Source organism: Bacillus sp. 41-22 (assembly GCF_025809295.1).
In the GTDB taxonomy this organism is placed as follows: domain Bacteria; phylum Bacillota; class Bacilli; order Bacillales; family Bacillaceae_G; genus Bacillus_A; species Bacillus_A mycoides.
Map to the genome: position 1 here is coordinate 3,506,344 of NZ_CP084035.1, position 15,521 is coordinate 3,521,864.

11 protein-coding genes are annotated in these 15,521 nt (G+C 31.4%); all 11 read right to left on the reverse strand.

Annotated elements, in window-relative coordinates; all coding sequences use genetic code 11:
- Nucleotides 1–99: 99 nt before the first annotated feature.
- Nucleotides 100–2,334: a right-handed parallel beta-helix repeat-containing protein gene (locus tag LCF45_RS17860; RefSeq protein WP_002128596.1), complete on the reverse strand. Its 2,235-nt coding sequence runs from the start codon at nt 2,332–2,334 to the stop codon at nt 100–102.
- Between the two features lie 334 nt (nt 2,335–2,668).
- Complete coding sequence (locus tag LCF45_RS17865) at nt 2,669–4,228, reverse strand: lipopolysaccharide biosynthesis protein (RefSeq protein WP_016120648.1); 1,560 nt, start codon at nt 4,226–4,228, stop codon at nt 2,669–2,671.
- A gap of 18 nt (nt 4,229–4,246) precedes the next feature.
- Nucleotides 4,247–5,515, reverse strand: a complete 1,269-nt coding sequence (locus tag LCF45_RS17870) for a hypothetical protein (RefSeq protein WP_016120649.1) — start codon at nt 5,513–5,515, stop codon at nt 4,247–4,249.
- Between the two features lie 43 nt (nt 5,516–5,558).
- On the reverse strand, nt 5,559–6,527 hold the full coding sequence (locus LCF45_RS17875; RefSeq protein ID WP_002014459.1) for a polysaccharide pyruvyl transferase family protein: 969 nt from the start codon (nt 6,525–6,527) through the stop codon (nt 5,559–5,561).
- Nucleotides 6,528–6,590: 63 nt separating this feature from the next.
- Nucleotides 6,591–7,799 carry a glycosyltransferase gene (locus tag LCF45_RS17880; RefSeq protein WP_002014461.1) on the reverse strand — a complete coding sequence of 403 codons (1,209 nt, stop codon included), beginning with the start codon at nt 7,797–7,799 and terminating at the stop codon, nt 6,591–6,593.
- A gap of 119 nt (nt 7,800–7,918) precedes the next feature.
- Nucleotides 7,919–9,091, reverse strand: a complete 1,173-nt coding sequence (locus LCF45_RS17885) for a glycosyltransferase family 1 protein (protein WP_002128602.1) — start codon at nt 9,089–9,091, stop codon at nt 7,919–7,921.
- Nucleotides 9,092–9,126: 35 nt separating this feature from the next.
- Nucleotides 9,127–10,188 (reverse strand): EpsG family protein, encoded by a 1,062-nt coding sequence (locus LCF45_RS17890; RefSeq protein ID WP_002014464.1) that lies wholly within the window; start codon nt 10,186–10,188, stop codon nt 9,127–9,129.
- Nucleotides 10,189–10,223: 35 nt separating this feature from the next.
- On the reverse strand, nt 10,224–11,117 hold the full coding sequence (locus tag LCF45_RS17895; protein WP_263893032.1) for a glycosyltransferase family 2 protein: 894 nt from the start codon (nt 11,115–11,117) through the stop codon (nt 10,224–10,226).
- A 5-nt stretch (nt 11,118–11,122) separates the two neighbouring features.
- Nucleotides 11,123–12,232: a glycosyltransferase family 1 protein gene (locus LCF45_RS17900; RefSeq protein WP_002128605.1), complete on the reverse strand. Its 1,110-nt coding sequence runs from the start codon at nt 12,230–12,232 to the stop codon at nt 11,123–11,125.
- Nucleotides 12,217–13,374, reverse strand: a complete 1,158-nt coding sequence (locus LCF45_RS17905) for a glycosyltransferase family 4 protein (RefSeq protein ID WP_263893033.1) — start codon at nt 13,372–13,374, stop codon at nt 12,217–12,219. The genes LCF45_RS17900 and LCF45_RS17905 overlap by 16 nt, the downstream gene beginning before the upstream one ends.
- Before the next feature lie 29 nt (nt 13,375–13,403).
- Nucleotides 13,404–15,233 carry a polysaccharide biosynthesis protein gene (locus tag LCF45_RS17910; protein ID WP_002167788.1) on the reverse strand — a complete coding sequence of 610 codons (1,830 nt, stop codon included), beginning with the start codon at nt 15,231–15,233 and terminating at the stop codon, nt 13,404–13,406.
- Nucleotides 15,234–15,521 lie beyond the last annotated feature (288 nt).

Here is a 15,521-nt window from a genome sequence, read left to right on the forward strand (position 1 = left end):
TACCATTATATAATACTTTATGGACATATTTATTAAGAGCCACTCTACTTCATTTCTCATAATTTTTTGAAACTATTCAAATTTAATTATCACCATGCATTAATTTGGATCTATTACACCATTAACTATATTCCCTTGCAGAAATTCCCTCCCTGTAATTGTAATTTTCGCATTATTCAACACGTTGTTTTGAATTACTACTAGGGGTGTAATACTCGTTGTTCTATTATCTATCCCAACTTGCATCAAATTTGTGGAATTTATAATATTATTTTGAATTATCACTTGCTTACCAGTAAACGCTGCATCCAAAACAATAATAGCTCTCTGAAGAGTATCATTTGTAATTTTTATAGTATTTCCCCCTAACACTATTTCATCAGATACATTTTGAATATTCAAGACCGTACCATTTGGTTTTTCTATATGACAATCCATCATCTTGAATGCTTTGAGGTTATTCACTGTAAATAACGTGTTATTTCTATCTATACTAAAGAACTTGCAATCTTTTAATTCTAAAGTGCTTCCTGTACTTGTTATCCCCAAAAAGGTTACGTCCTTAAAAAAGCAATTTGTATATGTCCCTGCAACTAAGGTTGGGTTTTTAACATTATTAAATATAATATTTTCAAATATCCATCCTGATTTAACTGTTCCTACTGGTACATAATTTAAATACAAAACGTCTTGTCCTTCAAATATACAATTTGAGATAGTTTGCGGCTCATTTTTCATCTCTAATGTCCACTGATACAATGATGACAAGGAATTTAGTTTATCTGCATCGTTTATAAAGCGACAGGAATCAACTTTAACCGCATATGGAAAGGGGGTATCAATAATCATTTTACTATTAGAAAAAATATTATCTAATATATTAATAGGTCGATTTACATATACACCTTGAACATTTACTTGCGCTCCGTATACATAATTATTGGAAAAAATAACATCTCCTAACAAAGAGACCTTGGTTAATCGGATATTATTCCCTGTTACGATTACCCTATCTGCACCACCATTAATAGATAGCCCAACATAAGCATTTGAAATGGTATTCATAATAGAATTATTCGATATATAGATAAATTTCCCATTTACAACAATAATATTATAATTTTTATTATCATGAAAATTATTTCTTTCAATGTATATATATTGATTTAAATCATATCCATCTTCAATATCTAGTCCACTTTGTGGATTGGTACCTGCGATGTGATGAATATCATTATCTCGAATATATACATTCTTTGCCCCACATACACTAATCCCTTGTCTACGGCAATCATGTAAATTACATTTTTCTATATAAGTATATTGTGAAAAAGAAGGCACCCGAACATTTATTAAACAATTTGCAGGAGCAGGAACATTCCCTTGATGCAAAACAATTTTAGCATAACTTGCTCCATTAGGGACTTCTACTTCATCAAAGAATTGTACATTGGTTTTTGAAGATAAAAATATATTATTTGAAGTGTAAAAAATGACATCATAATAATCGCATTTTATTTCAGAACCCAATGCTCCAAATCCATTTCCATATAATCCAAAGTAACCATACTTTACAATAGCCACTTGGGTCATATCAATTTGCAAATTGGAACGTATCTTTGTTGTACTACTTACTAATGAACCATCTGTTGTATTAATTGCTCCCTGTTCAAATGAACTTGCTAATGCTGTAGGAAAAGGTGAAATCTGCCCAAAAGTACTGTTCAGTGTAATGGCATCTCCTGTACAATCTAAAATATCTAGATTATCTAAAGATACAAACCGTGTATTGTTCCCCCCATCAGCAGGTGGAGTAAAACTCCCCAATTCAATGCCGTACCCTGCCTCATGTGTTCCCCCACTAGAATAATCATGTGTATATCTATCTCCTTGGATAATACCATTTGTTATCCTAGAATATACTTGATTTCTACGAAAACTTATAATTGCATATCCAGTCAAATTATTTGTTTCCATTTTTAATGTTGAACCGTTTAGATTCAAAGTTAAATGACTTGGTGGTTCGATGGGTGTTTGTTTATCAATCAAATATATTCCTCTAGGTAACACAACTTCCGTATAACCTTGTTGAGCCGCCCAAACTAAAGCATTATTAATACCTTTGGAAGTATTGATAGCATCAGTCCCATCATTCTTAACATCCCATCTATCTAATTCTAATACATATATACTTGTAGAATTTGTAGCTTCAAATGATTTTGGAATCCATTTTAATTGCGTACTATCATAAGTTAAAATGTCATTATGAAAAGGAGGCTTGGACACCAAATCTAAATCATTCAAATTCCCAAGATTATCCCTTCTTCTCCACATCAATTCACACCTCTTTTTTGCTTTTCTACATCTTATGTTTCATAAGGTAAATTGATTGGATATAAGAGAAGTAACATCACTTTTTATTGTTTTTAGAGATCCATTATTTAGAAAGTCTTTTCACAATTCCTTTCTCCTTCCTAAATAGATCTATTCTTACTAGCTGTTTTTATTTCAATACCCTTTTATTTATACTATTTAAACTTACAATTTTATTAAAAAGACACTATGCTCTTCATACATAACTCCCCTACTATTATTTTCAGAACAACCTAAAATCTCTTCCGTAAATAAAGCATTCTTTACTGTGATATGGAAAAAATAAAATAATAATTTATGGATAATTATCATTCGAAACTTTCCGAGTTAATATTTTCGACTTTATTTTTTTTATTAATATTCGGGTTAAATTAAGGAAATATCTATACTCTTCCGCCTCTTTAAATACCATCCAAAAGATCAAATTCGGAATAATCAGGCACAAAATACTACGTATTACCATGTCCATAAATATATTTATGTGAAAAATATAACCAATAAAATCCGTTGCTATAACAGAAAATAATACAAGCACTACAAACAAAATATATCTAATAAAATATACTTTTACAGATTTTTTAAAAATCATTTTAAATATAATATAAGGATCATACCAAAAGTAAGTACATAATCTACTAATAACAGTCCCTAAAAGCACTCCTGCTATTCCTATTTGTTTCGCGAGAATTATAGAAACTACAATATTTATAATTGCCGCTATGATAGGTCTATACTTCCCTTTTTTAAATAAACCTGTGGTTTCTCTAAAAATTGTAGTTGTATTTTGCATTCCTGAAGTGAAAAAATTAAGTAATATGAAAAATAATACATACTTATTAAACACATATTCCTCACCTAACCAGAGTGTTATAAATGGATTTATCAAATTCCAAAGGCAAACTGTACAAAATCCATATATCCAAAAATTAAAAAAGTTAATTACACGAAAAATAAAATATTTTTTTTCTGCATTTTCTTTCACATTCAAATTTCCAACACTAGCAGTGATAGAATAAAACAAATAGCCTAATAAGGTATTTAATGTATTTAAGATCAACAAATAATTTGAATACACACCAACCCAAATAATTCCAATGAATTTCGATATAATTATATTATCTGTTGCATTAATTACTACACCACTAATTTTATATAGTAACAAGGAATACAAATTCTCAAAAAACTCTCGTCTGTCTGCCTTAGATAATTTCGCATTATTTTTTTCTTTTAAAAATGGATATAATTTATTTGCCTTATTTGCAATATATACATTCTCAATTACTTTCAATGTTAATTGAACTATCAGTACTACAATGTAATCACTAATAATTATTAATAAAACAATTTGTAATGCGTTAGATATAATTATGAACAAAGTGTGTATTTTAGAAATGATATAGTTACTTTGATCAGCAATAATAATAGATTGCTTATATACAAAATAATATGATGACACCGAACTTATTAAAAATAAAAGATAGATAATGTTAATGTCTTTAATCATAGTATCTGCATTCACTAAATAATCAAGAAATGGTAATAGAGATAACCCTAATAATAAAACTACTACTCCTATTAATCTGTATGCTTTTTGATATAAATTCATTAATGCCTGTATTTTATAGATATCCTTCTCAGCTAATGGCCTATATAAACTATAAATTATAGCTGTATCAAAGCCTAAATTAGCTAGGGAAAACATCAATAGTATACTTGTAAAAAGCCCATCCACACCTAAATATTCTATACCGAGTGTATAAATAAAAACAGTTCGAACAACAAATCCCATGCCAATACTAATTATTTGTCCAGACAAACCGAATAAAATATTTTTTAAGGAATTTTGTATTCTCATCGTAATACCTTCTATATTTTAGTTGTTTTGCGTACCCACTCTACTAAATTTGGCACTAATCTTCCTCTTTAAAATAGGGAAAAACTTTGTTATCCTGTATTTTAATAACGCTTTTCTTCGTTGCGCCTTGAAATCATAATCTAGAAACCAATTTAGTAAATTTTTATCTGTAATACAATCACAATTTTGTTTCATTCGCACTTGGATTAAATTCCAATACATTTCAATGAATGTATTAGTAAAAAACTTCACCTCACTATTTAAAGAAGTTTTAACGTACTGATAAAGATTACTTGGAATATTAAAACCATATTCACGAGGATCTCTCCCTTCAGCAATAATTCCCATAATTGTTCTTAAACATTTTTCACATTTACAACAATTTTCTTCATTTTTAAAACATACCCTGATATTAACAGGTTCTTTACTAGCTGAATAATGGTCCACAACAACTTTAATCTTTTCTTGCCTAGTAAGTTCGTATCCATCATGAAATACTGTTCCAGATGCATATTTTATTTCATTATCCACAGTTGGATCAGATGCACAAGTAACTTGATATAATGGAGAATTAGAGCTTGCAATGTATATACATTTTATCTTAAGTTTAAAAGCTATTGGAATAGCTGCAGATATTATAGCTAGACCATGATGCAATCCATGCCACCATGTATCGTTTAACTTTTCTCTAAAATCATGGTCAATGTTCCCTGCAATTATAAAGGTCCCATAGTTGGATTGTATAAAAATATTTTCTAGTCCATTATCCTTTACAAAATTTATGGCATTTTCTTTATCTGCCTCCCATACTTTACTACCCTCTATTTCATTTTCATGCCATCCATATTCAGTAACTAGCAAGGGTTTTTTATCTTTTATTCTTATAAATGTAGTAAGTGCATCTAATCCCCCACTAAATAAAGATGCCGCTTCAAATTCCGGAATGTAAACATTATCAATAATTTCTCCTACATCCACGGATCCTTTAAATTTCACACCAGGAAACATGTTTTGATATGCATTTTTTATATTATTTAAACAAATATAAAAAGATTTATCTAGTTCATTTATTACTATTGTTGAATTAGTAATCCATACAAGAGGAACTACATTTGCAACAAACGGAATAGCCAAAATACTTAAAGGGATATCAGATACATCATAGTTATATTCAAGAAACATATGATTACTTGTCTTAAAATACTTTTGTAAATCCCCCTTAATACTAAAAGAATAATCAACTCTATTATTTCTTACGACAATTTTATCGAGAATTATACTATTCATTTGAGCCTCCTAATAAATCGCCATTTTTATCAAAGTACATTTATTAATTAGAGAACTGTTTTAACCATTGATTTACTACATCAAAATTCACTTGAACATCCGTGATAAACTCTGAATTTATCATTTTTTCAAGATTATTTAAATCTTCTCTATCAATCAGATTTAAATTATACGTTTCGCCCATCCCCTTAGCTCTTTCATCTATGGAGATAATTATTGCACGTTTTTTATGACGCATAGCAAATATGCCGCCATGTAAACGTGTTCCAATATAATCGACGGCTGTATTTAGGATTTTTTCATACGCCTCTATAGTAGGAGGTATAATTTTTATGTCCTGTATACCCTCTAAAGTTTTTAAATATTCAAAATCATCAGCGTCTTGTATCCAAAAATAGACATTTTCATAACTTTTGTTAAGTGTATCTATCAATAATTGATCTTTTTCACGATTTTTAGAATGATGGGTTAGTGTAAAAACAACCGATTCCGATTTTCCACTTGGAATTCCCCTACAAAAATCATGCGTAAAAGACCACAAAGTTGCACAACCAGTATTTAGAGCTTTAAAGCCCATTTCTTCTAAAATTTTTTTTGTTCTTTCATCTCTAACGCTATGTATATATTCATGTGATAAAACTTTTCTATATAACATTTTTGTATAGGGATTTATTTTATTCCCTTTTCCTGCACCAACTCCAACCAGAATACTCCCCTTTAAAGGACCATAATTAAATATATTAATATTCCACTGCGGAAAGTGCGTAAACATATCCATTGCTAGCAAATTCGAACCACCTACAAACTTATATTTCGCATCACTATAAATCTTTACCCTATTTGATTTTCTCGCTACTTGGTACCAATGAAAAGGTGAAACATGAGTAGGTAATGTTAAAACATATGCATTTTTAGTTATATCAGAAAGATGATGCTTTACACACTTCATTATTATATCGTCACCCTTGTTAAGAGAACCTACCGATGTATCTAATACTAAAACATTCTCCATAAAAATAATTCCCCCAAGTATCTTTTATAAATAGTAAAAGATTTTTTAGTTTTATAACTTAATCTATTCTAATTCAATTAACCTATATATCTTTTCCACTTCTATTTCATTACCATAATTTTTTTGGCTTACATTATTAACAATTTCACTTCTGAATTCAACATCATCAATCATTTTTTTTATTCCTTCGACAATTCCCTTTATACCCATTGGACAAATATATCCATCTACCCCGTTCTCCAGCTGACTTTTGGCAGTTGAAAAATTAGTTATTAATACTGGTTTCTTAAGAATTTGCGCTTCCCGAACTGTTACTGCCTTCCCTTCGTATCTAGAAGGTTGTACATAAATATCACATGCTTTTATGTACGGGTACGGATTAATCTTCTTACCTAGTAAAACAAATTCATCTTGAAGTCCTAATTTATCTATCAACAATTTAAGTTCCGCTTCTTGAGGCCCATATCCAACTATGTACCACTCGATATCATACCCTTGATCTAATAGTTTTCTAAGCGCATATATAGCGTCATCAATTCCCTTAGCATGAGAAAGTCTAGCAACAGTAACTAACTTGATTCGCTCTCTATTTATTGGTATTTCCTGAGTAATATCTCCTTCATTAGATTGTTCGCGAACAAATTCAGAATCTATTATATTTTCTATCACTTGCACCTTTTTATTAATATAAGGCAGACTATTCAGGAATGTATCTCTACAACTTTCGGAAACCGCCACAATATCATCCATTTTCCTCCACATTTTACATTCCATTTCTTTGTTAAGTTGTATGTTCGAATAATCAGTATGAATCCACCCAATTTTTCTTTTCGCTCGAACTTTATCCCCTATAAAATAATGCGGCCATAAAAAACTTATCGCAACATCGTACTCTTCTCTCAACTTTGGAAGAAATGGAAGAGATATTCTCCATCCATATTGAATGACGAAGTATCCAGGTTCTTTACTATTTACATATCGCCCATGCATAACGCCCATAATTCTCCCTATTATCCTAGTAATCCCAATTGAGTAATGCCCTTCTTGTAATATCTGCTTAATTGATTTTCTAAAAGTAGTATATTGTTGCAATTCCTCTAATAAATTCGGCTCTTTAGGTAGTAAAGAGAAAAATCCACCTTCATGTTTAAATAACATTAAATCTATATCATACTTACTGTAATCAATTGTATTTAATAAACCAATCAAACTTCTTTCTACTCCACCAATTTCCATATCAAAAGATGTAATTAATATTCTTTTCTTTTTCATTATAGGATACCTCACAAAATCTATTATTGATTTCTCTTCCTCATTTTATATTTGTATTTTGCTGTTACGCTCAACAAATCTCCTTATACATCAGACATATAAAATGAAAATAAATTAGATTATCCTATTTCTTCCTTGCGCACAATTCCATATAACGATAGCCACTCGTAAATGTTATCGTTAATATCAAAGCCTAATTTCGATATATTGTTAATTATAAATTCCCTGTCAGGTCTTTCTTTTAACAAGGCTTTATAAATTTCTTTACACCATATTTCAATTTCTTCATCTAAGTCAACAAATGACATTATCCCTAACCCCATATCAGTATTATTAGGTAGCGTATCTGCTACAACACATGGTACACCTGCAGATTGCGCTTCTAAAGTTACAATACCAAACCCCTCAAACAAAGAAGGAAAAATAAAAACATCAAAACTCTTCATGAGTCGTGGAATATCCTTCCTAACCCCCAAAAATCTAATATTTTCAAAAATCCCTAATTGCTTTGCTTTTAATTCAATAGAAATCCTTAACGGGCCATCTCCTACTAAAATAGCAACAAAATTTGAATCTCGTTTTAAAATTTGCTTTAAAACTTTTAGGATAAAAATATGATTCTTTGACTCTGAAAAACTTCCTATATGTCCTATTAATTTTGTTGCATTCGGTATATTAAGTTCCCTTCTTACGCTGACACTACTCCCAGCGTCTATATCAGTAAATTGATTAATATCTATACCGTTTTTAATTAGTTCTATCCTCTCACTATGAAGCATCCTTTCGCCAAATAAAAAACGTGCTGCTTCAACGCTGCACGCACAATAATTAGTTCCAGCATATTTAATAATAGATTGCAAAACCTTTAGGATAACTCTTGCTTTTATTCCAGAGTCTTGTGGCCAATTATTACTATGCGAATGACAAATCCTCTTTTTTATACCAGCTATTTTTGCCGCTACAGCAACGAAACCACCTTGATAATCCGTATGTGCATGTACAACTTCATATTGATTATCCGACATAATTTTCACAAGTTCTTTAACATAGGAAAAAGGTCCTATTTGTCCTAAACTAGGTACCTTATATATTCTCCCACCTAACGCCATTATTTCATCTTCATAATCATTTTTCTCATTTCGATGAGATACAAAATCAAACTGAAGCTGCCTCTTATCTATTTTCCTATATATATTCATTAGTAACGTTTCAGCTCCCCCGCGATTCAGAGCGCTGACAATGTGTAAAACCTTCTTTTTATTTTTAGGTCTAAGCTTAGAATCTATCCCCATTTAACAATCCTCTCCCAGCATCTTGCACTTTATTATCAAAGTAGGTTACTCTTATAGATAATTCCCAGAGTAATTACATGTTCATATACAAAATAAATAAAATAGCACACTAGAACTGCATAATAAATCAATTTTTGATCTTTATCTGTAAATGACTTCACAACCCAAGAAATTAATATTAACTGATACAATCCAAAATATATGGAGAATCTAGCAAATATCCAATTTTGTGTTGAAATAATCATAAAAACAAGACCTAATATAGACATATTTACAATATAATCACTTTCAGGGAATAACGCCCTCATTTTATCTTTCCCAAGGTAAGCCAGTATAATTGGCACTATACTCACAGCAACCCTAAGTATATTGGCACCACCTTCATGAAATTCCTTATATTGACCATATTGAGTATTTCCAATTGCCGAAAATAAAACTTCCGAAAACTGATTAAAACCTATAACTACACATACTGCTAAAAAAAGAAGCAAATATGTCGTTCCTGACCAGGCTTTTTTTCTTACAAAAAAGTAGATTGGCATAAGAACTAATGCACTTGCATGAAATGTTGATGCGCATAATACAATTGCCATATATTTTTTCCATTTTCCTTCAAAAATATATTTTGTGGCAGCAAAAATAATTGCAGCGGCTAAATATTGCCTAATCCCATTCATTGATGTTAAATACATACCCGACGTAATATAAACATATAAACTCAATTCAATTAGTCTTGAATATTTATATAGTGTTGCTACAATGAGTACATTTGTTATCAATGCTGTAGTAAAAACCATTACTTGAGGATCATCCGCATATTTTTTCAAAACCATTTGAAAAATATTAAAGCCCATGTCTTTGTTAGTTTGAACATACTCCCAATTAAACTCCGTTATTTTATATGCATGCATATAAAAATAAGTATCCCCAATATTATTCCGAAGTCCCGCTACCAATACAAGTGATAGAGCCGCCATTAAAACCAATAATCTATTTGGCTTTATCAATGTAAAATTATTAGTTACAGGTATAGCAAAATACCTTGCAAAAAATGCGAGTATGAATACGATAAAAAGATTCATCCAAAGTATAGTCATTATTATGTCCTCTCATTTACTTACTAAGTAAATCCCTATATATTTACTTCCATTCTTGTTTTCATTGTAATGTAACTATAAAGAATAACTCCAAATGGCAATGCGCAAATCGTAAGACCTTTGCATGGCGACTCTTGCATAAATCTTTTATTTTTCGCTATAAAACTACTAGATACATAATGTACAGCTTGCCTATACTTGAATACTCGATTAGTAAATGGTAATTTCATAAGTTCCTTACGATAAAAAGCAAAACCTCTTGGATTTTTACGATATTGATTTAGCATATTCATTGATGAACCGTCAGGCATGTATTCAACATAGCAAAGAGGTTCGTTCATCAGTAACATCTCATACTGCTGATCTAACATATAATATTTATATGCTAACCCAACATATTTTTCATTTTTAAAAATTGGGTATGGATATTTCTTAGTCAATTCTGTGCGATAGACCAATTTTTTATCACCTGTGATACCATGTTTGTTGTAAAGATTAAACAACGTGGAATATTTAAGGTTTTCTGGTAACTTTGAGCCAATTATTTGCCCATTTGTATACAAATCCAATCCAATTATCCCACTAACTTCATCATTCCCATATATACTCCAAAAAGAAAGGATTTTTTCTACAGCATCGTCTGGCATATAATCATCAGAATCAATACAAATATTTAACTCCGTATCAATCATTTCGTATGCTGTATTGTGAGCACCATGCATCCCTTGATTTTGTTGCCAATGATACATAATTTTTATATATTTTTCAGCAATCCAGCTATCCACCAATTCTTTTGTGTTATCACTAGATCCATCATCTATTATTAACCAAATAAAATTCTTACATGTTTGACGTTTTAAACTCTCATAACAATTTGTAAGACAATATGCTCTATTATAAGTAGGGGTGAAAATCGTTAAATTCTCCAAATTACTCACCTCGAAAGTACGGAATAATAGTCGTGAGTTAATTCTGCCGTATGTTTTATATCGTAGCCTTTCTCCAAAAATACTTGAGCTGGTATTTCCCTCGGAAAATTACTAATTTCTATATTTTTCATTTTTTCTATCCAAGCCATTTTATCTGCTAGAGGAACATGTTCAACTAGATTCATTCCCAAATCCACTTCTTTCGTAATAGCATCCGATATAATACAAGGCAAACCAACTCCTTGCGCCTCTATGAGAGTAAGTGGCAATCCCTCATGTATGGATGGAAAAACAAATACATCAAATGCTTGAAGTATCCTTTCTATATCAGCTCGTATCCCAAGAAACCTTATATGCTTCTCCAAATTTAATTCCCTCACTTGATTTTCAATTTCCATACGAAGTGGCCCTTCGCCAGCTAATAAAAGAATTGAATTCGGCCTAAATCGAGTTAACTGCGCAAATACTTCTATAAGGTAAGCATGATTTTTTTGATGAGCAAATCTTCCAACATGGCCAATAACAAGAGCGTCTTGCTCAAGCTGTAATTCTTCTCTTACATGTTTTCTCATTTCTGGAATGAACAAAAATCTATCACAATCAATTCCATTTTTTAAGATTCTAGCTGTATCAGCTTTATCTGCAAATAACCATCTCGCAGCTGCATTTGAGCATGCTAACAAATGCGTTGCACATGTACCTATAGATTTTCCTGCATACCATTTATAGATTTTTGCAGTAGCACCACCTTCACTACTAGTATTGTGACTATGTGCAATCCTAACTGGCACCCTTGCTTTTTTAGCTGAACGAAGTACCAATCCACTCATTTTATCCATATGTGAATGAACGATTTTATATTGCGGATGAGAGCTAAAGAAGGTATTTAATGCCTTTATATAGCCTCTATGACCAACATCCGTAACATATGGAATTCTATGAACTTTTCCGCCCAACTTTACTATTTCTTCATCAAACACTCCTTCTTTACATGTTAAAAAATCAAATTGAACTTTGGAACGATCTATATTGCGATATAAATTCATAATTAAAGTTTCGGCTCCGCCTCTATTCATATTTACGACTACATGTAATACTCTCAATGGAGTGCCCAATTTAAATCCTCCATTCCATCCATATATGTTGTATAAATTTCTTGTTTCTCTTTCAACACTTCGTTAACTGAATATTCACTTGTAATAATAGTACGTCCATACTGTCCAAACTGAGCTTGTAATTTAGTATTTTTAGAAATAGTATTTATTCTTTCAGACATCGTCTTTATATCATCACGATCTATAATCCAACCATTTTTATTACTAATAATTAGCTCCCTATGTCCCCGATTGTCCGTAGCGATAACCGGAATTCCACAAGCCATAGCTTCCATAATATTAACTGGTAAACCTTCCCGGTAACTCGATGCAACTGCAAGATCAGACATCTGTAACAAAGAGGCTATATCATTTCTATAACCAAGAAAGTGAACCATATTACTCACGCCTAGTTGAGTCGTTATTTTTTTGCACTCTTCCATTAACGGTCCTTCTCCAGCAAGCAAAAGCTTCGCATGTGGCGTTTCATTTTTCAATTGTGCTAATACACGGATTAAAAAGCTTTGATTTTTATTCTTATTAAATTCAGCAGCATAAAACATTAAAAAATCTTGTGATTTATAGCCACATTGTAGCTTTAATTCTCGTTTCTCAATTTCAGTTACAGGAGTAAACCGTTGTACATCTATTCCTACACCGTGAACTAGCTTAATATCTTTCACTGGAAAGCGATGTTTAACTGCTAAATCATAATCTTCTTGGTTAATTGTTATTAGACAATCCGTATGAGAAGCTAGAATCCTTTCAATCGGATAATAAAGCAACCAATTCATATACGGTGATCCTTTACAAAAGTGAAATCCATGTGCTGTATATACGACTTTCGTTCCTTGCCGCCTGGCTTTCTGAGCAGCTAAACGAGCAATTACTCCTCCCATAGGCGTATGACAATGAATGATATGATATTTATTTTGATCAATAATTGATTTTAGTTTTTTATATGCGTGGATGTTTTGTATACTAAGAGGTGACCTTTGAATAGGAATATTATATTTTCGAGTTACGTACGGAAGATGTATATTCCCATTCGCTGCAACATGTACTTCCCATCCTTGTTCTGAAAACCATTTCAAATACGGTAAATGAAAAGCCTTAAAATGATAATCTACAGTTGCACAAAACAGAACTTTTTTAGACACCATCCCACGCACCCGTCTTATATAAATTTTTTCTATTGACCTGATACAGGTATTAACAGTTTTAAAGTTTTACGCTGATTTACTAACTTTAACAATCGTTTTCTTAATTCTACTTCGTTTAAATCTGTATAACTTGAAATAAACTCTTCAATTTCTTCTATACGAACATTCATTTCTTGTCCTACGTAAATCCTCGGATGAATTTGCTTTTCATTCATTTCATCTTCTTTTAGTAATTCTTCAAAAAGTTTCTCCCCTGGGCGTATACCAGTAAATTCTATTCCTATTTCATCCACAGAATTTCCTGATAATCGAATAAGATTTTTGGCAAGGTCGACTATTTTCACTGGTTCTCCCATATCCAATACAAAAATCTCTCCACCTTTAGCTAAAGCACCAGCTTGCACTACGAGTCTTGATGCTTCCGGGATTGTCATAAAATACCGAACCATATCAGGATGAGTAACTGTAACTGGTCCACCATTTTGAATTTGCTTCTTAAATAAAGGTATAACACTCCCTCTACTTCCTAAGACATTCCCAAAGCGTACAGTAACAAACTTTGTATGACTTATTTTATCTTTATGTTGAATTACCATCTCAGCTAATTTCTTTGTTGCTCCCATAACACTCGTCGGGTTCACAGCTTTATCAGAGGAAATCATAACAAACGTTCCTACTCCATGTGCTCTCGCTGCCTCTGATACATTCATAGTTCCAATCAAATTATTTTTAACAGCCTCTTCAGGATTATTCTCCATTAGTGGTACATGTTTATGTGCAGCTGCATGATATACAACATTTGGAAGATGTTTATTCATTATTGAATTCATCTTTTTTTCATCTTGTATATCTGCGATTTCAGGAATAAACGTGCCTTTCATATCTCCATATTTTCTGTTTAATTCCATTTCTATAGAATAAATACTGTTCTCCCCATGCCCTAGTAAAATCAACCTTTTCGGCCTAAATTTTGCAATTTGTCTACAAATTTCCGAACCAATCGAACCTCCTGCACCAGTAACTAAAATAACCTTGTCAGTTATATAATCTGAAATAATATCCACATCAAGTTCTACAGGATCACGCCCTAATAAATCCTCTACTTGAACATCCCTGAATTCGTTCACCGATACTTTACCCGTTACTAAGTCTTCTAACATCGGAAGAATTTGAGTTTTCACTTCTGTTTTTAAACATCTTTTCAAAATAACATTTTGCTCTCTTTTGTTTAATGAAGGAATTGCTAAAATTATTATTTCAATATTCAGTTTTTTAACAGCGTACTCAATTTGATTCTTACCACCAATTACTGGAATACCCCAAATATCAAGGTTATGTTTTTTTACATTATCATCAATAAATGCGACTGGCATTAATTCGGCAGCACTATTCTTTAACAACTGCCTTGCAACCATTGTCCCAGCAGATCCCGCACCAACAATTAACGTTCTTTTTTTATCACCCTTTTTTACATAATAAATATCTCTGTACATTCTCCATATAAAACGTGAACCACCAATTAATAAAATATGAATCATCCAAGTTACAACTAACAGCCGAAAATACATTTTTTGCATGATTAGTTGCTGCACAACCGCTGTAGCAATTATAGAAAATGTAACAACTTTGCATATAATGAGTAATTCTCCTATACTTGCATATTCCCAAGCTTTATTATACAACTTATATATTAAAGCAAATAAATGATGACTGACTAGTAGAGTGATAGAGCTAATAATTGATGATAAAGTGATAACACTAAAGCTAGCATTTACAAAGAAATAACTAAAGAAAATAGCACTTAACACAATCATTGAATCCATTAAAAGCAATAACGATATCCTCCGTCGATACGTCATGTAACTTCCTCCTTTAATCAATTCCATACTTAACTCTTTCAAATTTAAAGTTTCTAACTATATTCTCTTTATTAAAAACACATAGTTAGAAACTTTAATAAAATAGGGGCATCTAACCCTCCCTCACATTACACTCTTGATGACTCGCATCTAAGGTTGTTTTCACAACCCACAGCATAATCGAGTGCCTCCGTTGATAGCGGTAAGGAGACATCACCACATCGTATCCCTTTAAAAAATTCTTTATAAAGAACATCCTGATATAAGGATATTAAATTCATTTTTCTA